Source organism: Acinetobacter equi (genome assembly GCF_001307195.1).
Taxonomy (GTDB): domain Bacteria; phylum Pseudomonadota; class Gammaproteobacteria; order Pseudomonadales; family Moraxellaceae; genus Acinetobacter; species Acinetobacter equi.
In genome coordinates, this window is sequence record NZ_CP012808.1 from 2,574,529 (window position 1) to 2,600,240 (window position 25,712).

Genomic DNA, 25,712 nt, shown 5'->3' on the forward strand with positions numbered 1-25,712 from the left:
GGATAACTTTTATTTTTACACTGATTTGATACGAATTAATTTTGCAAATAAATCATATTCGTCGGCATCAGTAATTTCGACTTCAAGTAAATCGCCTGCTTTGATTTGAGATTTATCAATATCTTCCACAAACACATTACCGTCAATTTCAGGTGCATCCGCATAAGAACGTGCCACTGCAACTGGGAATTCTTCTTCAAGGTCATCTACAAGTACAGTCATCGTCTGACCAATACGTTTTTGCAATTTAGCTGCAGAAATCTCTTGTTGAACTTGCATAAAGCGTTCATAACGCTCTTGCTTTACTTCCTCAGGCACATGATCAGGCAAGTCATTTGCAGTAGCACCTTCAACTGGTGAATATGTAAAGCAACCTACGCGATCAAGTTGAGCTTCTTTCAACCATTCAAGTAAGATTTCAAAATCTTCTTCAGTTTCACCAGGGAAACCTACAACGAATGTTGAACGAATAACCAACTCTGGACACTTCTCACGCCATAATTTTAAGCGTTCAAGTGTATTTTCACTATGTGCTGGTCGTTTCATTAATTTAAGGATTTTCGGGCTTGCATGTTGGAATGGAATATCCAAATACGGCAAAATTTTCCCTTGAGCCATTAAATCAATAACAGCATCAACATGTGGATACGGATATACATAATGCAAACGCACCCATATACCCAATTGCCCTAAAGCTTCACACATGTCAAAGAATTTAGTTTTTACTGGCTGACCATTCCAGAAATCTAACTTGTACTTCGTATCTACACCGTAAGCAGAAGTGTCTTGTGAAATTACGAGAACTTCTTTCACACCTGCTTTTTTAAGTGCCTGTGCTTCACTTAACACAGAACCCACTGGACGAGATACTAAATCACCACGCATGCTTGGAATAATACAGAATGTGCAACGATGGTTACAACCTTCCGAAATTTTCAAATATGCATAATGTTTTGGCGTTAACCGAACACCTTGTTCTGGAACAAGATCAATAAAAGGATTGTGTTTAGGTGGCTCAGGCACGTATTGGTGCACGGCTTCCATCACTTCCTGATAGGCTGCTGCCCCTGTTACTTTTAAAACATTAGGGTGCATTTGACGAATTTTATCTTCATCTTTACCTAAGCAACCTGTTACGATTACTCGACCATTAGCACTCATTGCTTCGCCAATGGCATCTAAAGACTCTTGTACTGCAGATTCAATAAAACCACAGGTGTTAACAACGACTAAATCTGCACCATCATAATCTGATGCTACATCATAACCTTCAGTCTTTAGCTGAGTTAAAATTCGTTCAGAATCTACCAATGCCTTAGGACAACCTAAAGATACAAAACCGACTTTGGGGGACTTCATGAATCTGCGCTCCACTAGAATGGGCGTATTGTATGACTTTTCGCAAAATAAAAATAGTTGAATTGGCTACTCTTTGTATAACGCACCAAAATACGACCATAAATTAACTATATATTTATCAATGCACCATTTTTGTGCACCAATACTTTACATTAGAATTCGTATCCGCTATATGTTTCTTTTATAGAACAATTTAAGGGCATTTCTCCATATAGCAACACTATATTACAGCCAAATTATAAAGTTGGCGTGCATCTTGCTTTAAAGTGGATCAATAATACTCTTTACCATGAGATATATTGCTTTATGAGAATGCCATTGCATTTTTTTAATACAGGAAGTTCTAGTTAATGGATCACACCCCTGCAATCGACTATCGACTATTAGTGGATAATCTTGCGACTGCAATTCTATTAGTCGATCGTGATTTAAATATCTTTTATCTCAACTCTTCATGTGAAGCACTGTTTGATATTAGCTTATTACGTGCTTCAGGTATGCCTGTATTAAATTTACTGCATGCGCCAAGTGATGAATTTAATACTGAAGAAGCATTAAAAAACACCTTAGAAACTTCTCAACCCTATACGCGACGTGACGCAACAATAAATGTCAATTTCAAAGATATTCATGTGGATTACACGGTATCACTATTGAATTACAGCAGACCTTATCATCCTTTAATTTTGATTGAACTCAATCCAATTGATCGTCGTTTAAAAATATCAAAAGAAGAAAACCTTATTCAACAACATCAAGTGGCACGTCAGCTTATACGTGGTGTTGCCCATGAGATTAAAAACCCATTAGGTGGAATTCGTGGTGCTACACAACTTCTTGCTCGTAGCCTAAATGATCCTGAATATAAAGAATTCACAGACATTATCATTAGTGAAGTTGATCGTTTAAGAAAATTAGTCGATACCATGCTTGGCTCTCGACATCTCCCTAGCTACAAATCAACCAATATTCATGAACCACTTGAACGCGTTCGCTCATTAATTATCAATCAAACTAAAAAGAAAATTAAAATTACACGAGATTATGACTTATCCCTTCCAGATGTTTATGCAGATCGAGATCAGCTTATTCAAGTCATGCTTAATATTGGTGTAAATGCCGTACAAGCCATGATGGAAAATAAAGAGTTTTTTGTTGATCATCAACCAGAATTAATTCTAAGAACACGTATTCAACGCCTCGTTACAATTAATAGTGTACTTAATCGCTCGGCTGTTCGAATTGACATTGAAGATAATGGTCCAGGCGTTCCAGAAGAAATTATTGAGTCAGTTTTCTACCCACTTGTTACTGGTAGAGCCAAAGGAACTGGGCTTGGTTTAAGTATTGCTCAAAATATTATGCATCAACATAACGGAATGATTGAATGCCAATCAGTTCCAGGAAAAACAGTCTTTAGCTTATATTTACCTTGGGAGTCAGATCATGTCGCGAAATAAAATATGGGTCATTGATGATGATCGCGCCATGCGTTGGGTGCTTGAAAAGACCTTTAAAGAAGAAGGATTTGATGTTACAAGTTTCGAAGAGGCTCAATCTGCCTTAGATCAGCTTAATAGCGATGCACCCGATGTTATTTTAACTGACATTCGCATGCCTGGAATTGATGGTTTGACTTTCCTCGGTAAAGTCAAAAGCAACTACCCAGACTTACCTGTAATTATTATGACTGCTCACTCAGATCTAGAATCTGCAGTATCTAGTTATCAAACAGGTGCTTTTGAATATCTACCCAAACCTTTCGATATTGATGAAGCTCTTGCATTAGTTAATCGTGCAATTTTGCATATCACAAAACTACAACAACAAGAATCAGCAAAAGTACCACCTACCATTCAATCAACAGAGATTATTGGTGAATCCCCTGCAATGCAGGAAGTGTTCCGAGCAATAGGTCGTTTATCACAATCACATATCACTGTTTTAATTAATGGTGAATCAGGTACAGGTAAAGAACTCGTTGCACATGCATTGCATCGCCATTCCCCACGTAGCAGCAAACCATTTATTGCACTTAATATGGCTGCCATTCCAAAAGACCTTATTGAAACAGAGCTATTTGGACATGAAAAAGGCGCATTCACTGGTGCAAATACTCAGCGTCAAGGGCGCTTTGAACAGGCAAATGGTGGCACATTATTTCTAGATGAAATTGGGGACATGCCATTTGAAACCCAAACACGTTTACTGCGTGTTTTAGCAGATGGTGAATTCTACCGTGTGGGTGGACATATTCCTGTTCGTGTAGATGTTCGCATTGTTGCAGCCACACATCAGGACTTAGAAAAACTTGTACATGATGGTCGTTTCCGCGAAGATCTATATCATCGCTTAAATGTGATTCGAATTCACATTCCTAAACTTGCACATCGTAGCGAAGACATTCCCATGCTCGCTCAACACTTCTTAGCGCGTGCAGGAAAAGAATTGGGCGTTAGTCCAAAAATTTTACGCCCAGAAACTCAAGAATATATACAACTTTTGCCATGGCCAGGTAATGTTCGCCAACTAGAAAATACCTGTCGTTGGCTAACTGTAATGATCACTGGTCGTGAAGTTTATCCTGAAGATTTACCATCAGAGTTAAAACAAATCCCCTTAAGTAAAACTAATGGTAATCACCCATTACCGAATTTAGAGCAAATCTCAATTCACCATTGGGATGAACTATTAAGTAAATGGGCTGTTCAAAAACTTCAAAATGGTGAAATGAAACTTCTTGATATCGCAACCCCAATGTTCGAGCGCACATTAATTAATGCCGCACTCCAACAAACACGAGGTCGTAAAAGACATGCCGCAGAACTTCTTGGTTGGGGGCGAAATACACTAACCCGAAAACTCAAAGAACTTGGCATGGAATCAACCGATGATGATGTCGAAGAAGAATTAGAAAATTAAATCATTAAAAAGCTCCTTTAAAGGAGCTTTTTATATTTCCACTTACTTTTAAAGTATTAATTAAATAGACGCACAAAAACCGATATAACGCGAATAACCTTCAACACCTAAATCAGATTGAGTCACAATAAAATCAGAATAATTTGCAGACTTAATTTCATCTAGCATATTAACAGTATCATCATTTGCATGCAGATCATCAACACTTCGACGCATAGTACATTCAAATTCATCTGTTATATATTCAAAACCAATATCCATTGCAATAAAAAGAACGTGTTCACACGGTTGTATATATTGTTCATTTAACCAGTCAACAACCACATGCTGGCAATATGGACAAGCAATATCATCTATTGCTTGTAAATCTAATTTTATAATCTGAAAAGCCATACAAAATTCAATAAAAAAACTATTAATATAATATTAACAAAAAATAAAAAGCTTATCTTCTTTCTATTTTTATACCTTTCATTTACTACACATCAATATCATGAGAATAGATTAATCATTTCGATTTATATCAAAATTTTTATATCAATTATCATCACGTTCTAATAAAATTTGACATTATAAAACGTTCGCTCTCTAATTTAATAATTAGATCAACTTTGGAAATAATGCATGCTTTCAGATTTAGATGATTTCTACTGTTTTGCAATGGTCGTTGAGCATGGAGGCTTTAGTGCTGCTGAACGCGCAACAGACATCCCTAAATCAAAATTAAGCCGTAGAGTTTATAATTTAGAAGAAAAACTAGGTGTTCGCCTCATTCAAAGAAGCTCTAGACATTTTGCTGTTACAGATGTGGGGATGAACGTATATCGTCATGCTCAAGTCATGGTTAATGCAGCACAATCAGCACAAGACCTTGTCGACCACTTAAGTACTGAACCGCGCGGAACCATTAAAATCAGTATTCCAATGACCATCGCACAAAAAACTGTTGCTGAAATTTTACCTGAATTCTTAAAACAATATCCTGAAATCAAAATTCAAATGATGATTACAAATCGTCGTGTCGATATTATCAATGAAGGAATTGATATTGCTTTACGTGTCAGATCTAATCTTGATGATGACCCAAATTTAATTATTCGTCGCTTAGCAAAAATAGAAGAACATCTGTACACAACCCAAGCTTATTTAAATGAACATGGTAATGTAAAACAACCTGATGATTTAACTCATCATCGTATTCTCAGTATGCGTGAAGATAATACTGAACAAAATATTATTGTTTATGACAAACTAAACCATGCTAAAAAAGTCAAAATTTCCCCGATTGTCATGGCATCAGACCTACATATGGTCGCAGACTTAGTGAGTCAAAATTGCGGTATTGCTTTACTTCCAGATACCATTGCACAACAATATATTGATGATGGAAAGTTTGTAAAAATTCTGCCCGAATGGAAAGCACCTCACGGTATTTTCCATCTCGTCTATCCATCTAAACGTGGAATTTTACCTGCGGTACGCATTTTTATAGATTACCTAGTAAAAAAGCTCAGTATTCCTTGATCTCCTCCAAGTATTATTTTTACATCAAATAAAAAAGGCAAACATTATGTACTCCAAAATACATAATAATTTGCCTAAAACTTAAAAGAAGCATGCCTTGATTATCATGCTTCAATTTTCCAATAAAATCTAAATATCTAAATAATCACCAGTACCTTCAGGCCAAGGTGTAAGTACTTCAAAACCAGTCGCTGTAACTAACACCATATGCTCCCATTGAGCAGATAATGATTTATCTTTTGTCACGACTGTCCAACCATCACTTAACTCTTTAACTGCGGCTTTTCCTGCATTAATCATTGGTTCTATTGTAAAAACCATACCTTCTTTTAACTCTAACCCCTGACCTGGTGTTCCATAATGTAAAACACTTGGTGCTTCATGATAAATTTTACCAATACCATGCCCACAATACTCACGTACTACAGTATAACCTTCTCTATGTGCAACAGACTGAATTGCATATCCTACATCACCCAAAGTTGCACCTGGTTTTACTGCATGAATACCTGCCACCATCGCTTCATAGGTTGTATCACATAGTTTTTTTGCAGCAGGTGAAACACTACCAACATAATACATACGACTAGTATCACCAAAATACCCATCTTTTATAATTGCGACATCAATATTAATAATATCTCCATCTTCTAAAACAATATTTTGAGATGGAATTCCGTGACAAACAACCTCATTACGAGAAATACATGTTGTTTTTGTATATCCATAATAGCCAATATTTGCAGGAATAACGCCTAATGTATTCACAATATAATCATTACAAACATTATCTAAATATTCTGTCGTGACACCTGGCTTGATATACTCCCCTATCATTTCTAAAACTTTAGCTGCAAGACGCCCTGAAATTCGTAATTTTTCAATATCTTGCTCAGTTTTAATTTTAACAGTGGAAGCTCTCATTTTTTGTCACCCTAAGTTCAAAACTACAGCATTATACCCCCATTTTACTCAATAAGCAGAAAAGCTTAAGAACTCAACAACACCAGAATGAATATTTTTCCAACAACCAACCTCCCCCTCAAAAAAACAAAATTATTAAATTGTTATATATTTTATTATATATCAACAAGATATATATTTATAAAATATTTTAATACCATTTATTAAAATTTATTTTACATTTTCACCAACTTGGTCACTAAATAGATTAGAAAAAAAATACTCATTCCACTAAAATCGCTTTCTTTTTTGTTAACCAATCTCCCAACATGACGAATTTACGTACTCGGGATATTATTGCTTTAGGTTTTATGACCTTTGCACTCTTCATTGGTGCAGGTAATATTATTTTCCCACCTATCGTTGCACAGCAAGCTGGTGAACATGTCTGGTTAGCTGCTTTAGGCTTTCTTATCACTGCAGTTGGCTTACCTGTCATTACCATTATTGCTTTATCACGTGTTGAAGGTTCTATTCAGATCCTTAGTTCACCACTTGGAAAAGTTGCTAGTATCATTCTTACTGTTGTCTGCTATTTGGCTGTTGGTCCATTGTTTGCAACACCTCGTACAGCAACCGTGTCATATGAAATTGGCTTTTCATCTTATTTTGGTGATTCATCAAGTAGCTTACTCAGTTATAGTATTGTTTATTTTGCAATTGTTACGCTAGTATCTTTGTATCCAAACAAAATTTTAGACACTGTTGGCTATTTCCTATCACCTTTAAAAATTATTGCATTAATTATTCTTGGTGTTTCTGCTGTTTTCATTCCTGCTGGCATTGTACCGCCCGCTATCAACAACTATGTAACAAGTCCAGTTTCAGAAGGTATCGTAAATGGTTATTTAACCATGGATACATTGGGTGCACTTGTTTTTGGTATTGTGATTGTTCGTGCGATTACATCACGTGGTGTCACCGATAAAAAACTCATCACAAAATATGCAGTTATTGCAAGTATTATTTCAGGCATTGGCTTAACCCTCGTATATTTAAGCTTATTCAAGCTTGGTATGGGCAGTCATGAATACGCACCAAATGCAGCAAATGGCGCGATCATTCTCCATGCTTATGTGCAACATGCTTTTGGAGATATGGGAGCATATTTCTTATCTGCAATGATATTTATTGCATGTATGGTTACAGCTATTGGCTTAACATGTGCATGTGCTGAATACTTCTCTACACTCACAAAAATTCCTTATAAAGTTTTTGTGTTTATTCTTGTTGGCTTCTCTCTCGTTATTTCAAACTTAGGATTAACCAAACTCATTGCAGTATCTGTACCTGTTTTAAGTGCAATTTATCCACCTGCAATTGTTGTTATTCTTCTTGGTTTTTTCTGGAAATGCTTCAATAATCCATCACGCGTTATTGCTCCTGTAACTGCAATTTCTTTGGTTTTCGGTATTATTGATGGTTTAAAAGTTGCTGGATTAGAACAATTTTTACCAAATTTTGCTACACATCTACCTTTAAGTGCGCAAAACTTAGCATGGTTAATTCCATCATGTATTGTTCTTATTATTTGTATCGTGATTGATAAAGTTAAACAGTAATCCCTGATTTAACAAATAGTTAAAATTAAATTTTATCCAAATTGAATTTTATATCGCCAATAATTGCTTCGTTTTACCCAAACAAGCTTTTATTGCCATCAATCACTACATCATCTCCAATTACTCAAAGCTCCATCCTTATACTTTTATCCTATATACATGGCATAAATTATGCTTTATTAAAACTATTCTTTGATCAAAAGAATGATATAGCATGTTATAGCTATCTGAATTTCATTTATATTCACTAAGAAAATGAAATAATCATAATTTGAAATATAGGATATTTCGTGATACACTTGGCAGTCCTATTTCAGACTAAAACACTTTGTTTTAGGGATAGGAAACCAAAAAGGAGGGGTGGAGATGTCATCAATACATTTCAATAAGCAAGTCTTCATTAACTCTCTGAAGACTAAACATATGACAACCTATTTAAGCACTACCATTGCTTTAATGGTTATTCTAACGCTTCATGGCATGCTACAAGGCAACCTAAAGCCAGAATTTTTCTTATATGCATTTATTTTATCTTTAGCTTTTGCATTATGGAATTTAGTCGACCATAGATGTCGTAAATTCCAAAAATCACAACACGTTGATTAGCCAGATGGATGCTCGTCATCCATTTGGAATTAGTCATTTTAATGAAATTTCCCAAAAATATTCATAATAAAACTCCAACTGACTCAAACGTCCAAAAAAATAAATATATTTCCAAAGCTCACTCCTCTAAATTATTCGTAATTTCACCATATAAGTCTGCTTCTTATGGAAAATCATCAATCTATTGAAATAATATGCTCAGACAATTACTCAATTTTTGGCATATTCTATCCATCTCAGAACCAAATAAAACACAACACCCCTATTCTTATTGCACCCGCAACAGGCATTACAACAGACTTTTATCACTCTTTTGCAACATGGCTTTCAACACAAGGCTTTAATGTTCTTAGTTTTGATTTTAGAGGTATAGGGAAATCACTTCACTGTCCACTCAAAGATTCAGAAGCCAATATTCTACAATGGGCTCAACTTGATCTTCCCGCAGCCATAGACAAATTACTCTCACTTACAGATGCAGAAAAAGTTATTTTGCTCGGTCATAGTGCAGGTGGACAATTAACAGGCATTATTCCCCATTATCAAAAAATTGCCAAAATTATTGCAGTATCAGGATCTTCTGGTCATATTAAAGGTTTAAAAGGTCGTACCAAAATACTTGCACCAATCATGTTCCAAGGTATTTTTACCGTAGCTAGATACACCCTAGGATATGGACCAACCAAAGCAATTGGTATGGGAGAAAACCTACCTAAAAATGTTGCCAAACAATGGGCTGAGTTTTGTAAAAAACCCGGCTATGTTATTAATGCTTTAGGAAAATCCTTAAAAGAAGAACAAAATTTTCATAAAAATATCACACAACCAATCATTGCAATTTGGGCTTCCGATGATGAAATTGCAACAAAAACCAATGTAGATGACTTATTACGACTTTATCCAAATGCGCCTAAAACTATTATTGAACTCAATCCGAAAACTTTTAAGCAATCACGCATTGGACATATGCTCATGTTTAAAAGCACACATAAAAACATATGGCCAACTATTGAAGAACAACTTTACAATTAAGTATTTAAATAGCTTTATAATCTAGAAAATGACAATAAAAAAGAGCTCTATAAAGAGCTCTTTTTAAGTACAAACTAAAATTTTATTTAGATGAGATAACGCTTAATCAAAACCGTCTTAATTCGATTACCATCTAACTCAGTAACCTCAAAGTGAACATTTTGATAATCTAATTGAGTACCAACTTGTACTTCACCTTGAGTTTTATCAAGAATTAATCCAGCTAAGCTAATATAACCAGCATCATCCTCTACTAGATCAAGCATTTCCAACTCAAGTTCCAATTGATACACATCAAGCATTCCCGATGCTTTCCATGTGTTATCATCAATTTTAACCAAATCCAACTGCTCATCAGCATCAGGGAATTCACCTGCAATTGCCTCAAACACATCTAATGGTGAAATTAAGCCTTGTACATTACCAAATTCATCACTCACTAATACAAGTGAACCTTTTGATGAACGCAATGTATTAATAGCATCAATGACTTTCATTTTCTCAAAGATGTAAATTGGACGTTGCTGCTTCATTAAAGCTTTTAGCTCTTCAGGTTCATCCACAACATCTAACAGTTCTTTTGCTCGAACAATGCTAATAACCTTATCTAAGCTACCACGACACACTGGAAACAAGCTATGTGGTACAGAAAGTATCTTTTCACGAATTTGTTCTGGCGTATCATCCAAATCTACCCATGAAATTTGATTTCGCGGAGTCATAATAGATGCAACTGAACGCTCAGCAAGTGTTAACACACCACCAATCATATAACGCTCTTCATCAGCAAATGTTTCTTTTGCTTCTGAATGCTCCATCACACCCTCAGTCTGAATCTTTGATCCCATAAGGCGCAAAATAGAATCTGCTGTACGATGTCTTAACGGAGTTTTTGATTCATGTTTAGCAACATTGCGTTTAGTAAATTGATTGAATGCTTCAATCAAAATAGCAACACCAATACCTGAATAAATATATCCCTTAGGAATATGGAATCCAAAACCTTCGGCAATTAAGCTAATACCAATCATCAATAGGAAGCTTAAACACAGAATAACCACTGTAGGATGGCGATTAACAAAAGCCGTTAATGACTTAGATGCAAGTAACATCACCACCATTGCAACAACCATTGCAACCATCATGACATAGATATTATCCACCATACCAATGGCAGTAATAACTGAGTCTAGCGAAAAGACAGCATCTAAAACAACAATTTGCGCAACAACTGCTGCAAAACTTGCATACACAATATTCGATGCAACTTTAATTTCAGGCTTCCCTTCGATTTTTTCATGTAATTCAGTCACAGCTTTATACAAAAGGAATAAGCCACCAAATAACAGGATTAAATCTCGACCAGAAAAAATCAAACCAAATATTTCAATAAGAGGCCTAGTCAATGTGACTAACCAAGAAATTGCAAACAATAAACCTAAGCGCATTATCAAGGCTAATGACAACCCTACAACACGTGCTTTATCTCTTTGTTCTGGGGGTAATTTATCTGCAAGAATTGCAATAAAAACTAAATTATCAATTCCAAGTACAATTTCTAAAATAATAAGTGTTATAAGACCAACCCATATACCAGGATCAAGAAGAAACTCCATTAATTCTTAACTCCAGCATATATGTTAACTAGAAATTGTTTTTTTAGACCTACGCTCGGCGAGGGATCCATACATTTAACCTATTCAACTTTAATCACTTTAATTATGCACAAACTTTGCTAGTTGTTAACCCCTTTTTATAATTTTTATTTTTAATCAAAAATTCATCAAAATCACAAACAAAAAATAATAAGTCATAAATAATCAAGTTAGATAAGGAAAGATACATTATTTATCATTACTTAATAATTCTACTATAATAAATTTACATAATTTTCTTTATTTTTAACTTTATAATGCAATAAGACTTATAAAAAAATCAACATATCTTACGATTCAAAACTTAGTCATTTTTATTGTAGTCATTTGTTAAATATGATTGAAAACAAACTCTTTTATCTTTAAAAATAATACCCTCAAAAAAAATCACTTTTAATTAAAATCCACATAGAGCATCTAAATAAAAGTAATTCTCAATATTTTCGATTATTGACAAATTATTAACATTATTTAAACCAAATAATTTTAGTTGAATATGCACAAATTATAAAAAATCGATAATTTTAAAGATTATAAATATTTCATAAAGATAAAAAGGTAACTTAGATTTATATTTATTAAAAAACTGCAAATTGGTTATAAAAAAAACAAGAAAAGGATATATTCTGGTTAAATGTAGAAAAATTAAACGCTTGCATATACCATATCTTTTCACATAAAATATAAAGTGCTCGTAAATTACAATTAAACAACAATTCTTTTAATTTAAGGACATTTTATAAATGAGTAAAAAATATTCTAAATTTTTGCCATCTTCCGAAGATTTCTCTTTAGAACAGTTTCCTTTTTTCTGGATAACTCAAGTTTATTCACAACATGTTCAAAATGTAGATCATGTTTTAAAGAAATTCGGATTAGATAGCTCTCGCAGACGCATCCTCCTCGCACTAAAACAAAAACCAAATGCAAGCGTATCAGATTTATCAGATATGGTTGTTTCAAAAATGTCGACAACAACAAAGATTGTCTATCGCCTTAAAGATGAAGGATTAGTTGATACTTATTCTTGTGAAGATGACCACCGCATTACTCGTGTTATTCTTACAGAAAAAGGAGATGAAATGACTATAAAAATCAATGACCTAACATCTGTTGTATTAGAACAATCTTTTGATGGATTAACTCCACTCCAAATTGAAAAAATGACAGAGTGTTTAAGACATATTTTTAAAAATATTTCACGCTAATCACTCTCAAATTAATAACGAAGCAGTTATTTGTTGAATATTTACAGTATTGAGCTCACTTTAATATTCAATTTAAATAACTGCTTTTTTATAAAATATTGCAATGGATTATGCTCGTAAACCATAAAACAATATTCTTCACATATCCGTTATGCTAATTCTACTCAGTAACCTACTGTACTAACAACAATTTTAATGTAATTAAAATGTAACAAACATCATTAATTGACTAAAACTTTAATTAATCAAATAAGGTTTATTTCTGTGCATATTATACACAATCATTATCCATATTAAAAGTCATTTTAAGAGAATAATATGACTAATTTATCATTTTAAAGAATTACTTATCTACATAAAAATAATGTAATTTTTAGACATTCAAAACCAGTTAATACCCAATAACAAACATAAGTATTTATTTTTTAAAATAATAATATTATTAAAATAGAATTATTATATTTAATATAGGATTATACCCCATTCAACAATAACCATTTTTTAGTAAAACAATGATATTAATGAATTTAAATTTCCACTATTAGCGTATACAGCTTATGTATTTCAACATTCACAAAAAAGCTCCCTAAATAAGGGAGCTTTTTTTACATGAAAGTAAAATTAATCGCCTGTATATCCTTTAAGCTTTAAACGTGCAGCATGTAATAATGGTTCAGTATAACCTGAAGGTTGCTCACCGCCTTTAAAGATCAAATCAGATGCTGCCTGAAAAGCATAACCATCAAAATTAGGCGCCATTGCAGTATAAAGTGGATCATTTGCATTTTGCTCATCCACAATTTTCGCCATACGCTTCAAGACTTCTTCAACTTGTACTTTAGTAACAACACCATGACGTAACCAGTTTGCAACGTGCTGAGAAGAAATACGCAATGTTGCACGGTCTTCCATTAAACCGACATCATTAATGTCTGGTACTTTAGAACAACCTATCCCTAAATCAACCCAACGAACAACATAACCTAAAATGCCTTGGCAGTTATTTTCCAATTCTTTGGTTTTTTCCTCTTCGCTCCAATTTGTATCTGTTGCTAACGGAGGTGTTAACAGATCATCTAAAGCTAACGCTTCAGTCGCAAGTAATTCTTGCTGACGATTTGCCACATTAATTTGATGATAGTGAATTGCATGAATTACAGCACCTGATGGTGATGGAACCCAAGCACAGCTTGCACCAGCTTCTGGATGTTCAGTTTTAGTGTTATACATATCTAAAAGCATATCTGGTTTTGGCCACATGCCTTTACCAATTTGAGCTTTACCACGTAAGCCAGCTTGTAAACCAATCATCACATTACGATTTTCATATGCTGGGAACCATTTTTGTCCCTTAACTTCGCCTTTACGAACAAAAGGTCCAGCTTCCATGAATGTATGAATCTCATCACCTGTACGATCCATAAAGCCTGTGTTAATAAAGATGGTACGATCTTTCGCTTGAGCAATACAGTTTTTCAAGTTTACTGATGTACGACGCTCTTCATCCATAATCCCAATTTTTAATGTTTTCGCTGGCAAGCCAAGCGCTTGTTCTGCACGTTCAAATAATTCAACAGCAAACGCAACTTCTTCAGGACCATGCATTTTAGGCTTAACAATATACATTGAACCTTTTCGAGAGTTCTTAATTGTATTTTCACCGCGAATGTCAGCAATCGTTAACAATGGTGTAATAAGTGCATCCATGATGCCTTCATAGATTTCTTGACCATCTACTAAGATTGCAGGATTTGTCATTAAATGACCAACATTACGAAGCAACATTAATGAACGACCATGCAATGTAGTTGTACCACCTATTAAGTTCTTACATGTGCGATCTTCATTTAATTTACGAGTAACTGTTTTACCATTTTTCTCAATAGATTCTTCAAGCGTACCGCGCATCAAGCCTAGCCAGTTGCGATAGCCTTCCACTTTTTCTTCAGCATCAACAGCTGCAATTGAATCTTCCAAATCTTGAATTGTCGTTACAGCTGATTCAAGAACAAGATCTTTTACACCAGCCAAGTCTGTTTGACCAATTGAATTTATAGGATCAATTTCAATAATGACATGTAATCCATTATTCAAAAGAACAATTTCTGTTGGCTTATCCTCACTACCATTAAAGCCCACAAACTGTGCTTCTTTAGCTAAAGTTGTTTTTGATCCATCTTTTAAATTTACCGCAAGTTGGTTTTTTTCAACTGTATAGGCTGTTACCTCTGCATGCGAGCCTTGTACTAATGCAAAGTTTTCATCTAAAAAATTCTTTGCAAATGCAATTACTTTAGCACCACGAATAGGATTATAACCTTTACCTTTTTCTGCACCATCAGTTTCAGGAATTACATCAAAACCATAAAGAGCATCATATAAAGAGCCCCAACGTGCATTTGCAGCATTTAAGCAATAACGGGCATTTCGAACAGGCACAACCAATTGAGGACCTGCCAATAACGCAATTTCTTCATCTACATTTTCAGTGCTAATCTGAAAGTCTTCTACTTCTGGTAATAAGTAGCCAATTTCAGTTAAGAATGCTTTGTAAGCGTCTAATTCAAATTTATTATTACGATGCCATTCATCAATTTTAGCTTGAATATCATCACGTTTTACTAAAAGTGCTTTATTTTTTGGGCTGAGATCAACAACGACTTGTTCAAAATTTTTCCAATATGTTTCGCTGTCTAAACCAGAACCTGGTAATGCTTCATTTTCGATAAAATCGTAAAGTTCTTTAGCAATCGCTAACTTGCCTTTTTGGATACGTGCAGTCATTGTCTTTCCTGATATTGCTACTTTTTTATACAAGAGATTCTAGTATACCTATTTATACAGCCCTGAATACGATTATCAATTTGCTAAATAATGAGCATTTTTTGTAGCACAACACCTACCTACAACTTGCTAAGTATTTAACATGATAAGACTATTACTCAGATGAATACCCTTTAGATATTGTATTTCTATTTTTTATTATCCATATTAGACTTAAGTACATTTTGAGATAAATTTCCTTATTATCTTCAGAATAATAGCCATTTTGTTATATTAGAAAATTAATATATTTTCAAATATATTCCTTTTTTATTTAATACTCCTTATAGTCTTCAAATATTGTTGAATATTATTTACACATATGCATAAGAATAATCAACCTAATCTTATTAACATTAAGCTTCTAAAATGTAATATGCTCAAATCATCTTGAACTTAAAATAGCAATTTATCACTTTTATATAGGAAAAAGTTGATCTGTTTTTCTTAAATAGTAATTAATCCAATACTGCAAATAGGAATAAGGATACGAAAATTTATAAGGCTTCATAAAGTCAACAATATCTTGATATTCCTCTTCAGGAAGTGGCTCATACTGAATGAGTTCCTTAGGTGCAATTTCATGATCGATCCCTAAATCACAACCATGCATTGAAGCTAATTTTGCGTATATGACAACTTGTGGCTGTAAATAAAAATCATAATATACAAGTGTATGCTTCGCTGCATGTTGAGCAATTTTCTTAATAAAAAATGGCTCTAATGCTTTTTTCATTCCATCTACATCTTGTTCTGCAAATGCAAGATAAAATTGAAAATCATATTTTCTCAGTTCAAGTTCTTTCGCAAATTGCTTAATTTTTGGCGTTGGAGCATCAATGACTTTCTGACTACGTTGTTTTAAACGCTCTAATTGTTTACCTTCCAACATCAACAAGGTGTTATAAATCATTTGACGATTTAAATCATATTCATCTTCTAAATCTTCAGTATCATTTGCAAGCTCTTCAATATTTCGAATTAAAAAATCTCTGATTTCAGTACTATCACTCATCAACATATGAAACATGGGTTCTTTAACATTGTTATAATCCGAACGAAAAAAGAATGGTATAGGATTACTAGACTCTATGCTTTTCAATATGCTGAGCTTTGAATAGACATAGGCCAATTTTTTAAAAGTTTGCAAATCTTTATTAAAAATCCAAGCGCCTGCCATATTTCCATCTAGGTAGGAAGACATGTTTAACATTGCTCCGAAAGGATTACCTTTTCTTTCTTGTATATATGGTAAAGATTCTTTTCTAATAGGATCTTCACGGTTTAAGTAACTTTTTATGACCTTTGTCATATGATCAAAACGTTGTTGTGCATTTTTAAATTCACGTCGTGCACACATCATATTTATTTGCATAAAGTTTATTTCCCCTTTGCTATTTAATTAAGCTAATCACATATAGCTTTTATTATTTTGAAAAAAAATCATTAATTAAAATTATTATTTGTAATGTGATATTTTATTTATTTTATTCAATTATTTTGAAATTATACTCTCTTTCATTGCCTTTATATCCAAGCCCATAATAGATGTATTAAAAATAAAAAAACTCCTTAATAGGAGCTTTTTTATTAATAATATTAATGATCTACTAACTCTTCTTTATCAATTTGACGATGAGCTGAGTTTAAGTAATCATCCGATTGCATTTCCAATAACCTTGAACGCGTACGCTCAATTTCAAATGCAAGTCTTTCGCCTTCATAAATTTCAATGATTGTATCATCTGAAGTAAGTAGAAGTTTCACACCACGATCATAAAATTCATCGACCAAATAAATAAAACGACGTGTTCCCTCAGAAAGGAAATCATTTAACTTTGGTACATTGCTTACCAACACCGTATTATAAATATTGGCAATCTCAATAAAATCTGCTGGACTACGTGGCTTAAAGCATAATTCAGAAAAATCACACCAAAGAACATCGTCAGTATGTCCAAGTGTTTCTACAATACGATTATTAATTTGAATAGCAGATGTAGAAACAACCTGTGTTTGTGTCAGCGCTTTAAAACGTTCTGCCATCCATGCTTCATTTTCAGCATTTAATGGTGATTTAAATAATTGAGCTTGTTTTAAAACACGTAATCGATAATCTACTCCAGCATCGACATTTAAAATCGCACAATTTTTTTGAACCAATTCAATTGTCGGCAAAAATCGATCACGATGAATGCCATTTTTATATAATCCTTCAGGTGCAATATTTGAAGTTGCAACCAAAGTAATGCCACGTGCAAAAAGTTTCTGGAATAAATCACTTAAAATCATTGCATCCGTTACGTTAGATACAAAGAATTCATCAAAGCAAATAACGACTGCATCTTTATAAATTTGATCTGCCACGGTATCTAATGGATTACGCTGCCCAGATAATTTATTTAATTCTTTATGAACGTATTGCATAAAATGATGAAAATGCATACGTGTTTTACGTCTAAATGGAATTGAATCAAAAAATTGATCCATTAACCATGTTTTTCCACGACCTACACCACCCCACATATATACACCCTTCGGTGAAGTAACTTTTCTAAATCGATGAAAAACTCGCTTAGATGATTTGTAGCGTTGAATTAATTCCTGCCATACACGATCTAATTCATGAACAGCCTGAGCTTGAGCGTCATCAGGCATAAATTGTCCAGATGCCAAAACTTCAGCATAACGCTCTGCAGGAGACATTGGATTGTAAGTTGTATTTTCAACGTTTAAATCTGACATATTTTTCAATACTAATTTCGGCTGTGACAATTATAACGGAGTTCACTCTTTTTTCGACATAACACTTTTACATAATGCTTAGGCTATTTCAAGTACTGACGTGGACTCTGACCAAACCAACGCTTAAAAGCATGGTTAAATGCTGATGGTTCTGAATAACCTAATAATTCAGAAATCATTTCAATTGAATACTTTTTATATTCAATCATTTCTACTGCTTTATGCTTAATTATATCCTCTCTAATTTTCTTATAACTGGTTTGATGTTGCTGTAATTGATGGCGTAACGTTCTTTCTGGAATTTTTAAAACCTGTGCCGTCTCTGCCATTGTGGGCATATTTGAATGCTGCAAGACTAAATAATCCCTTACTCGCTGCACAATACTAGGGAATTTTTCTTTTTCAGACAATCGTTTCAATGCTTTTATACATTTTTGTTCGTAAATATGAAATGTAATGGGATCATAAGAAGGGATCTCTACCTTCAAAATATCTTTATTTAACCAAAATCGTGCACTGTCAGAATTAAACCGTACATTAGCCCCATAAATTTTTTGATATTCACCTTGATCATGTTGTGATTTTGGCTCATTAAAAGGTAATTCAACGCAAATTTGAGGAAATGATAACTGCATCATTTGATATAAATTTTCTAGAAATTTAAAGGTTCCTGCAACCTCACATTGTGCAATAAACCGATCCATTTCATTATTAAATCCTAATGGATGATACTCAATCACGATCTGCTCTTTTATAGATGAATATTCTAATTGACCACCCAAATGAGTTAAGCGACAAAATTGCACTGCTTTTTGCAATGCAGTTTCAATATTTGGACTAGAAACCAACAACATTAATAATGGTCCATATCCAGCCAAGGTATAATGTTGTCCAATATTAAGCCCATCATATTCAACAAAATGCTGACAAAGTACATTTAGAATTTCTTGCTCCAAATGTACATTTATAATTGAACTTGGATCAATTGCTTCAACTTTTAATCCCAAATGTGATAATTTCTCATTTAAATCAATTCCTGCATTACACATTCCCTGAATCAAATACATAAGACTAAGAGTTGAACGTTTCATAATAAAAGAAAATTTAATTTTCTTATTTGTACTATAGAATCTTGTTTAAAGTAATTGCCTAAAATATCATTTTATATTGAGTTCATTTATTTAATAATTCTAATTAATGACTTAAATAAATTTCAAATATTTTGGTTGAAATAGTTACATTGTCATTACAATTAAATTACATAAATGGGTTTTTTATAGACTTTATACACATCATAAATCCATTGATCTGAATTGACTAAAATTCTACCCTCACCTATTTTTAATTGGCATAATATAGTTCGAATTATTTTTTTAAGATTTACTTTAACAAATGCAATCTATTTGGCTTATTTTTCAGCTTCTCTTTTGTTTGGCTTTAGGTTTTTTATTTGCAAGACGATTACCATCAAATATAGAAAAACTTGCATTTAAAATGCTTCCTTATTTTTCATATATTTTATTGTTTTCTATTGCATTTGAATTTGCCCAAATTATTGATCAAATTGTTTACCCTGAACGTATATTAAAAAGCGCATTTATTCTTTCAATTTGTACATCATTTGGTGCATTCTCTTGTTGTTATATTCTTTTTAGAAGTATAGGTATTCGCCCTACACATGGAAAAGTTTCTGCCTCACTATTTATTAAATCTCTAATTAATATTAGTTATGCTTTTATTACACTAAGCCTTGGATATTTTTCAGCAGAAATATTGGCATCATTTAACAGCCAAATTCACTTAAACTCTTGGTATTTACTACTGATTTTTATGTTCTTGATTGGCTTAGATTTAGCATATTCTCCACTTGACCGTTCTTGGATTAATTGGCGCATCATGTTAGTCCCATTAAGTGCAATTATTGGTTCGATTGTTGGTGCCTTTATTAGCTTACCCTTTATTGAGAATATTAAAATTCAAGATTTAATTATGCTATCACAAGGCTACGGCTTTTATTCTATGACTGGAATTGTGATCACTGAATTACGTAATGCTGAATTAGGAAGTATTGCATTAATGAATGATTTATTTAGAGAAATAGTCGCAATTTTAATAATGTATTTAATTGGATGGCGATATCCACGTTCTGCCATTTCAGCAGCTGGAGCAACTTCTATGGATGCAACCCTTCCTATGGTCAAACAAGCATGTGGAAATGATTTTATTCCACATGCAATGGTGAGCGGTTTTATTCTATCTTTACTCGCACCGATTTTAGTCAGTATTTTGGCTGCACTTTAAAAAAGTTTAATTCATAATTTTATAAATTGCTTTCGTCATATCCTGAGCTTGTAATCCTCGAATGCCTTGCTTTGCAAGCTCATCTCCAGCCAATGCATGTAAAGTGACAATATCATGTAAAGATATATCATCTTTAAATTGTGCTTTTAAACCTGCAATCATGCCTGACAACACATCTCCCATTCCAGCTGTTCCCATACCTGCATTTCCTGCAGTACAAATCCATAATTTTTCTTCTAAAATTAAACTACCTGCTCCCTTTAATACCCATTGTCCTTTATATTTTTGTTGTAATTTTTGAATAGATAAAATACGATCAAATTCAATAACTTTCGTTGAAATATTTAATAACTTAGCAGCTTCACCAGGATGTGGCGTTAAATAAAAATTAGATGTAAGCTGTTGGTTATCTTCTGCTAAAAACCATAATGCATCTGCATCTAAAACTATATCCAAAGAACATTTTACTAGCACAGAAAACCATTTATAAAATTCTTTTTTTGCCCATTCATCTCTGCCCAATCCCATCCCAAAAGCAACACTATCAACTTGTTCCAATAAATCCGCAATGTTATGCTGATTTAATACTTCAATATCTTTAACCATGATATTCGGAGATCTTGCTAAAATTGCACTATGATGCTTTGCATGACAAATTACTGTGACTTTTCCTGCACCTGTGGCAAATGCTGATTCAGCAGCCATTGTCACAGCCCCCCCCATGTCTGCATGTCCCCCACAATAAGTACATGCCCATATGTTCCTTTATGCCCATATGCTTTTCGGATTGGAAGATTAATTTTTAGTGGACTTAGGTGCGCTAGTGCTGTTAATTGTTTATCTTCTGGAATAGGTGCTATCAGTTTTATTTTTCCAATATATTCTTTCGCTTGACCTGTAAATAAACCCGCTTTAAACCCAAGTACTGTTAATGTCATATCGGCTTGAATCACACATGGTAAAGCTTGACCACTGTTTGCATTTAAACCACTCGGAATATCAATCGCGATTTTTAAGCCATTTTGTTGATTAATTACTTTAATAATCTCTTGCCAATTTTCATCTAATAACCGATTTAGACCTATACCAAATAAAGCATCTATATAACAATCATATTGTTGTTTAAATTGAAAATTCGAATATATGGTTATTCCTGCTTCTTTTGCTTCCTGAATTGCATAGGCTAAGTCTTCTGATATTCCAGGTGTTGCAGCATAAACATCAACAATATAATTTTTTTCTAACAAATACTTTGCTAATAAATAACCGTCACCAGCATTATTTCCTTGACCACAACATACAGCTATTCGTCTTATTTTCTTTTCAATGAATAAAGGAATAAGTTGTTGATTCATCATCCAAGCAACTTGCTGCATCAATCCATAAGAACTATTTTGTTGATTAAACCACCGTTGCTCCCATGCTTGAATTTCAGAGCTATGATAAACTTGCTGCTGCATTCTTATTTCCTTTTTATCAATTATGAACTTATCTCCATCTTTACATAAAATTCAAGTCGATCAATATGATCCTGAAGAAGTAAAAGTATGGATTAAGAATCAAGCACTAGCGCTTGGATTTTCTGATTGTGTCATTGCACGTCCGAATGCTCAAGAAGAACTGCTACGTTTAAAAGAATATTTAGAGCGTGGTTATCATGCTGATATGGATTATTTAGCAGAAAACTTAGATAAGCGTGCTGATCCGACGTTGCTTGTTCCCAACACAAAAAGTATTATTTGTGTTCGTATGAATTATTTAGTTACAACACCTAAACCACGAACAATACCTGATCTTCCAAATTCTGGCATTATTGCTCGTTATGCTCGTGGTCGCGATTACCATAAAGTCATGCGTGGACGTCTAAAAATATTAGCAACTAAAATTAAAGAAAAATATGGCGATTTTGAATCCCGACCATTTGCAGATTCAGCCCCAATCTTTGAAAAATCATTAGCAGAAAATGCTGGAATGGGCTGGACAGGTAAGCATACATTGCTCATCCATAAAAAATCTGGCTCATTTTTTGTACTTGGTGAACTGTTTACATCTTTAGAACTTCCTTTTGATTCACCAACTACTAAGCATTGCGGTTCATGCACAGCCTGTCTTGATATTTGCCCTACACAGGCGATTGTTGAACCATATATGTTAGATGCAAGAAAATGTATTGCATATTTAACAATTGAATACAAAGGTATTATTCCTGAAGAATTACGTAAACCAATCGGAAATCGTATTTTTGGCTGTGATGATTGCCAATTAATTTGTCCTTGGAATAGTTTTGCTCAAAAAACAGAAATTGAAGATTTTTATCCTCGACATGATTTAGACAGACTCACTTTATTAGAGCTTTGGCAATGGAATGAAGAAACATTTCTTAAAAACACTGAAGGTAGCCCTATTCGTAGAACGGGTTACCAAAGTTTTAAACGAAATATTGCGATTGGGCTTGGAAATGCTCCTTTTTCACCCGAAATTTTGACTGAATTAGAAGTTCAAAGAAATAAACATGATGATATTGTGCAAGTCCATATTGATTGGGCAATTCAACAGCAACATGAAAATTCACTAAAATTTACAAACAAGAATGTATAAATAGATTTTTACAAGAACCTTGCAAAGTTTGCACTATTTATATTTTTTAATTTCAAAATCAAAACATTTTATGTTTTTATAAAATATAATCTTGCAAGCATTTAACAAGAAAACCACAAAACATTGCAAGTATTTAAGCTAAATTAAAAATCAGGAAGCATACTTAAACTTGACACTTATTGCCTTCACTTAATAAAAAATCAATGTAAAAATATATCTCAATTTTTCACTTTTACAGGGAATTTCATAATGAATACACGCCATGATTGGACACGTGAAGAAATTACAAATCTTTATAATCTTCCATTCTTAGACTTAGTTTTTGAAGCACAACGTATTCACCGTGAAAATTTTCCTGCAAATACAATTCAAGTCAGCACACTACTTTCAATCAAAACAGGAAAATGCCCTGAAGATTGTAAATATTGTTCTCAATCGGTTCATTATGATTCAAAACTAGAAGCAGAAAAACGTATTGCTATCTCAAAAGTAATAGAGGAAGCCAAATTAGCATTAGCTCAAGGTTCTTCTCGTTTTTGTATGGGTGCCGCATGGAGAAATCCCCATGAACGAGATATGCCTTATGTATTAGAAATGGTCAAAGAAGTAAAAGCGCTTGGTTTAGAAACATGTATGACTTTAGGTATGCTCAATCAATCACAAGCAGAACGTTTAAAAGATGCAGGTTTAGACTATTACAATCATAATTTAGATACATCACGTGAATATTATTCACATATTATTAGCACACGTACTTTTGATGACAGACTTGATACCTTAGAACACGTTCGAAATGCAGGTATGAAAATTTGTAGTGGCGGTATTTTAGGGCTTGGAGAAACACAAAATGATCGTATTGGTTTACTCTATGAATTAGCTACTTTAGCCATACATCCAGAATCAGTTCCAATCAATATGCTCGTTCCAATTGAAGGAACACCACTCGAAAATATTGAAAAATTAGATGTAATTGAATGGATTAGAACCATTGCTGTTGCTCGTATTATTATGCCTAAAAGTTATATTCGACTTTCAGCAGGTCGAGAATCTTTAAGCGACTCAGATCAAGCATTAGCATTTATGGCCGGCGCCAATTCTTTCTTTTCAGGGGAAAAACTATTAACGACCCCAAATATAGGTGAAGGCAAAGATAAAATTTTATTAAGAAAATTAGATCTGAAAGTTGAAAAACCAAAACTGACGATCCATGAATTAAGCATCAATGCAATGGAAGTTTAAAATTTATTAATTAAAGGCACAAAACCGTGCCTTTAATTGACTAAAATGAAACCTACAAAATTAAATTGGCAACTTTTTAATAGCTATTACTCAATTAAGAATAATAGATAGTTCTTTTTTTCGAAAACTTATCTAACTGCTTTAAAAAACCTTCAAAATAATCTTTTTCCTTCTCTTCTGTTCGGTAACCTGCATATAACGTGCGGCGTAAACCTTGTTCTGCAACACAGTCTAGACGTCGTGATGTTACCCATCCTTTTTGCTCATACTCTTTTACAACCCAGTCTGGTAAAGCTGCAATGCCATGACCACTTGCAACTAACTGAATTAACATTTGTGTCAAATCTGTCGTTCTAATTTTCTTAGGATGAATATTTGCAGGAATAAACAATCGAGACATAATGTCTAATCTATGTTTATCTACTGGATACGTCACCAAAGTTTCCTCTGCCAACTCTTGAACGGTAATATTTTGGACACGAACAAGTGGATGCGTATTCGATAGTACTAAGCGTGATTCATATTCAAAAATTGGAAAATACTCAATTCCTTTTAATGCAATTGGATCTGCTGTAATGAGTAAATCAAACTCCCCAATTTGCAATAATTCATGTGGATTAGCATCAAAACCACTCGCAAAATCTAAGTCAACATCGAGATATTGTTGACGATATTGATTTAATAATGGCATTAACCAGTCGAAACAACTGTGGCATTCAGAAGAAAAAATTATCCGCCCTGTCTGACCATGCACAATTCTGGAAATATCAGTTTGTGCAATTTGTACTTGAGGTAAAACTTCATCAGCAAGCTTTAATAAACGCTGCCCCACATTTGAAAAACTTACAGGTCTAGTGCGACGATTCACAACCTCAACACCAAACCACTGATCTAACTCTCGAAGTTGGTGTGATAATGCAGATGGCGTTAGACACAAATCTCCAGCCGCAGCAACCAATGAACCATGTTCTCTCAGCGCCTTTAAAGTTTTTAGATGACGTAACTCAAGCATCTTTGCACCAAAATATAATAAATAAAACAAACAGTGTGACTAGCATACTCTAAAATTTATATTAGTTTATTTTTTTTCATTAAAAAAAATATATCGTGAAGAATTCTCATCAACCCTAAATACTTATTCCTTATTTATAAACTTAAAATCATTAGCGTTTATA

Annotated in this window: 19 protein-coding genes and 1 pseudogene; 10 read left to right on the forward strand and 10 right to left on the reverse strand. The window is 33.5% G+C overall.

Annotated features, from left to right (window positions below; all coding sequences use genetic code 11):
- Positions 1-15 precede the first annotated feature (15 nt).
- Positions 16-1,359: a 30S ribosomal protein S12 methylthiotransferase RimO gene (gene rimO, locus AOY20_RS12210; RefSeq protein ID WP_054582121.1), complete on the reverse strand. Its 1,344-nt coding sequence runs from the start codon at positions 1,357-1,359 to the stop codon at positions 16-18.
- Between the two features lie 350 nt (positions 1,360-1,709).
- Between rimO and glnL the strand changes: the two genes are divergently transcribed.
- Together glnL and glnG are read left to right on the forward strand one after the other, a co-directional pair.
- Positions 1,710-2,819: a nitrogen regulation protein NR(II) gene (glnL, locus tag AOY20_RS12215; RefSeq protein ID WP_054582122.1), complete on the forward strand. Its 1,110-nt coding sequence runs from the start codon at positions 1,710-1,712 to the stop codon at positions 2,817-2,819.
- On the forward strand, positions 2,806-4,281 hold the full coding sequence (glnG, locus tag AOY20_RS12220) for a nitrogen regulation protein NR(I) (RefSeq protein WP_054582123.1): 1,476 nt from the start codon (positions 2,806-2,808) through the stop codon (positions 4,279-4,281). The genes glnL and glnG overlap by 14 nt, the downstream gene beginning before the upstream one ends.
- 60 nt (positions 4,282-4,341) lie before the next feature.
- Here glnG and AOY20_RS12225 read toward each other — a convergent pair whose 3' ends face one another.
- Positions 4,342-4,674, reverse strand: coding sequence for a hypothetical protein (locus AOY20_RS12225; protein WP_054582124.1), 333 nt, complete (start codon positions 4,672-4,674; stop codon positions 4,342-4,344).
- A 231-nt stretch (positions 4,675-4,905) separates the two neighbouring features.
- Between AOY20_RS12225 and AOY20_RS12230 the strand changes: the two genes are divergently transcribed.
- Positions 4,906-5,805 (forward strand): LysR substrate-binding domain-containing protein, encoded by a 900-nt coding sequence (locus tag AOY20_RS12230; protein WP_054582125.1) that lies wholly within the window; start codon positions 4,906-4,908, stop codon positions 5,803-5,805.
- A 129-nt stretch (positions 5,806-5,934) separates the two neighbouring features.
- Here the strand turns inward: AOY20_RS12230 and map are convergent, their stop codons facing one another.
- Complete coding sequence (gene map, locus AOY20_RS12235; protein ID WP_054582126.1) at positions 5,935-6,729, reverse strand: type I methionyl aminopeptidase; 795 nt, start codon at positions 6,727-6,729, stop codon at positions 5,935-5,937.
- Between the two features lie 308 nt (positions 6,730-7,037).
- On the opposite strand from map, the gene brnQ reads away from it, so the two are divergent.
- From brnQ to AOY20_RS12250, 3 genes are all read left to right on the forward strand, one after another.
- On the forward strand, positions 7,038-8,330 hold the full coding sequence (gene brnQ / locus AOY20_RS12240) for a branched-chain amino acid transport system II carrier protein (protein WP_054582127.1): 1,293 nt from the start codon (positions 7,038-7,040) through the stop codon (positions 8,328-8,330).
- 366 nt (positions 8,331-8,696) lie between these two features.
- On the forward strand, positions 8,697-8,936 hold the full coding sequence (locus AOY20_RS12245; RefSeq protein ID WP_054582128.1) for a hypothetical protein: 240 nt from the start codon (positions 8,697-8,699) through the stop codon (positions 8,934-8,936).
- Positions 8,937-9,101: 165 nt separating this feature from the next.
- Positions 9,102-9,968 carry an alpha/beta hydrolase family protein gene (locus tag AOY20_RS12250; protein ID WP_054582129.1) on the forward strand — a complete coding sequence of 289 codons (867 nt, stop codon included), beginning with the start codon at positions 9,102-9,104 and terminating at the stop codon, positions 9,966-9,968.
- A gap of 86 nt (positions 9,969-10,054) precedes the next feature.
- On the opposite strand, the gene AOY20_RS12255 is transcribed toward AOY20_RS12250, so the two are convergent.
- Entirely contained in the window at positions 10,055-11,584 is a 1,530-nt protein-coding gene (locus AOY20_RS12255; protein ID WP_054582130.1) for a TerC family protein, read from the reverse strand.
- A 782-nt stretch (positions 11,585-12,366) separates the two neighbouring features.
- On the opposite strand from AOY20_RS12255, the gene AOY20_RS12260 reads away from it, so the two are divergent.
- Positions 12,367-12,831, forward strand: a complete 465-nt coding sequence (locus AOY20_RS12260) for a MarR family winged helix-turn-helix transcriptional regulator (RefSeq protein WP_054582131.1) — start codon at positions 12,367-12,369, stop codon at positions 12,829-12,831.
- Between the two features lie 621 nt (positions 12,832-13,452).
- Here the strand turns inward: AOY20_RS12260 and AOY20_RS12265 are convergent.
- From AOY20_RS12265 to AOY20_RS12280, 4 genes are all read right to left on the reverse strand, one after another.
- Entirely contained in the window at positions 13,453-15,615 is a 2,163-nt protein-coding gene (locus AOY20_RS12265) for a malate synthase G (RefSeq protein ID WP_054582132.1), read from the reverse strand.
- A gap of 457 nt (positions 15,616-16,072) precedes the next feature.
- Positions 16,073-17,029: an Imm49 family immunity protein gene (locus tag AOY20_RS12270; RefSeq protein ID WP_054582133.1), complete on the reverse strand. Its 957-nt coding sequence runs from the start codon at positions 17,027-17,029 to the stop codon at positions 16,073-16,075.
- A 224-nt stretch (positions 17,030-17,253) separates the two neighbouring features.
- Positions 17,254-18,399, reverse strand: a complete 1,146-nt coding sequence (zapE, locus tag AOY20_RS12275) for a cell division protein ZapE (protein WP_054582134.1) — start codon at positions 18,397-18,399, stop codon at positions 17,254-17,256.
- Positions 18,400-18,482: 83 nt separating this feature from the next.
- Entirely contained in the window at positions 18,483-19,490 is a 1,008-nt protein-coding gene (locus AOY20_RS12280; protein ID WP_054582135.1) for an AraC family transcriptional regulator, read from the reverse strand.
- Between the two features lie 301 nt (positions 19,491-19,791).
- On the opposite strand from AOY20_RS12280, the gene AOY20_RS12285 reads away from it, so the two are divergent.
- A complete protein-coding gene (locus tag AOY20_RS12285; protein WP_054582136.1) occupies positions 19,792-20,700 on the forward strand; it encodes a LysO family transporter in 909 nt (302 codons plus the stop codon).
- A 6-nt stretch (positions 20,701-20,706) separates the two neighbouring features.
- On the opposite strand, the pseudogene AOY20_RS12290 reads toward AOY20_RS12285, so the two are convergent.
- Positions 20,707-22,160: pseudogene (locus AOY20_RS12290) on the reverse strand (NAD(P)H-hydrate dehydratase).
- Between the two features lie 22 nt (positions 22,161-22,182).
- Between AOY20_RS12290 and queG the strand changes: the two are divergent.
- On the forward strand, positions 22,183-23,298 hold the full coding sequence (queG, locus tag AOY20_RS12295) for a tRNA epoxyqueuosine(34) reductase QueG (protein WP_054582137.1): 1,116 nt from the start codon (positions 22,183-22,185) through the stop codon (positions 23,296-23,298).
- A 249-nt stretch (positions 23,299-23,547) separates the two neighbouring features.
- A complete protein-coding gene (gene bioB, locus AOY20_RS12300) occupies positions 23,548-24,537 on the forward strand; it encodes a biotin synthase BioB (protein ID WP_054582138.1) in 990 nt (329 codons plus the stop codon).
- A gap of 94 nt (positions 24,538-24,631) precedes the next feature.
- On the opposite strand, the gene AOY20_RS12305 is transcribed toward bioB, so the two are convergent.
- Positions 24,632-25,549, reverse strand: coding sequence for a LysR family transcriptional regulator (locus tag AOY20_RS12305; protein ID WP_054582139.1), 918 nt, complete (start codon positions 25,547-25,549; stop codon positions 24,632-24,634).
- Between the last annotated feature and the right edge of the window lie 163 nt (positions 25,550-25,712).

Coding starts and splice junctions, on each gene's coding strand:
- rimO (WP_054582121.1), bottom strand. CDS start 1,359: ATGAAGTCCCCCAAAGTCGGTTTTGTATCTTTAGGTTGTCCTAAGGCA.
- glnL (WP_054582122.1), top strand. CDS start 1,710: ATGGATCACACCCCTGCAATCGACTATCGACTATTAGTGGATAATCTT.
- glnG (WP_054582123.1), top strand. CDS start 2,806: ATGTCGCGAAATAAAATATGGGTCATTGATGATGATCGCGCCATGCGT.
- AOY20_RS12225 (WP_054582124.1), bottom strand. CDS start 4,674: ATGGCTTTTCAGATTATAAAATTAGATTTACAAGCAATAGATGATATT.
- AOY20_RS12230 (WP_054582125.1), top strand. CDS start 4,906: ATGCTTTCAGATTTAGATGATTTCTACTGTTTTGCAATGGTCGTTGAG.
- map (WP_054582126.1), bottom strand. CDS start 6,729: ATGAGAGCTTCCACTGTTAAAATTAAAACTGAGCAAGATATTGAAAAA.
- brnQ (WP_054582127.1), top strand. CDS start 7,038: ATGACGAATTTACGTACTCGGGATATTATTGCTTTAGGTTTTATGACC.
- AOY20_RS12245 (WP_054582128.1), top strand. CDS start 8,697: ATGTCATCAATACATTTCAATAAGCAAGTCTTCATTAACTCTCTGAAG.
- AOY20_RS12250 (WP_054582129.1), top strand. CDS start 9,102: ATGGAAAATCATCAATCTATTGAAATAATATGCTCAGACAATTACTCA.
- AOY20_RS12255 (WP_054582130.1), bottom strand. CDS start 11,584: ATGGAGTTTCTTCTTGATCCTGGTATATGGGTTGGTCTTATAACACTT.
- AOY20_RS12260 (WP_054582131.1), top strand. CDS start 12,367: ATGAGTAAAAAATATTCTAAATTTTTGCCATCTTCCGAAGATTTCTCT.
- AOY20_RS12265 (WP_054582132.1), bottom strand. CDS start 15,615: ATGACTGCACGTATCCAAAAAGGCAAGTTAGCGATTGCTAAAGAACTT.
- AOY20_RS12270 (WP_054582133.1), bottom strand. CDS start 17,029: ATGCAAATAAATATGATGTGTGCACGACGTGAATTTAAAAATGCACAA.
- zapE (WP_054582134.1), bottom strand. CDS start 18,399: ATGTCAGATTTAAACGTTGAAAATACAACTTACAATCCAATGTCTCCT.
- AOY20_RS12280 (WP_054582135.1), bottom strand. CDS start 19,490: ATGAAACGTTCAACTCTTAGTCTTATGTATTTGATTCAGGGAATGTGT.
- AOY20_RS12285 (WP_054582136.1), top strand. CDS start 19,792: ATGCAATCTATTTGGCTTATTTTTCAGCTTCTCTTTTGTTTGGCTTTA.
- queG (WP_054582137.1), top strand. CDS start 22,183: ATGAACTTATCTCCATCTTTACATAAAATTCAAGTCGATCAATATGAT.
- bioB (WP_054582138.1), top strand. CDS start 23,548: ATGAATACACGCCATGATTGGACACGTGAAGAAATTACAAATCTTTAT.
- AOY20_RS12305 (WP_054582139.1), bottom strand. CDS start 25,549: ATGCTTGAGTTACGTCATCTAAAAACTTTAAAGGCGCTGAGAGAACAT.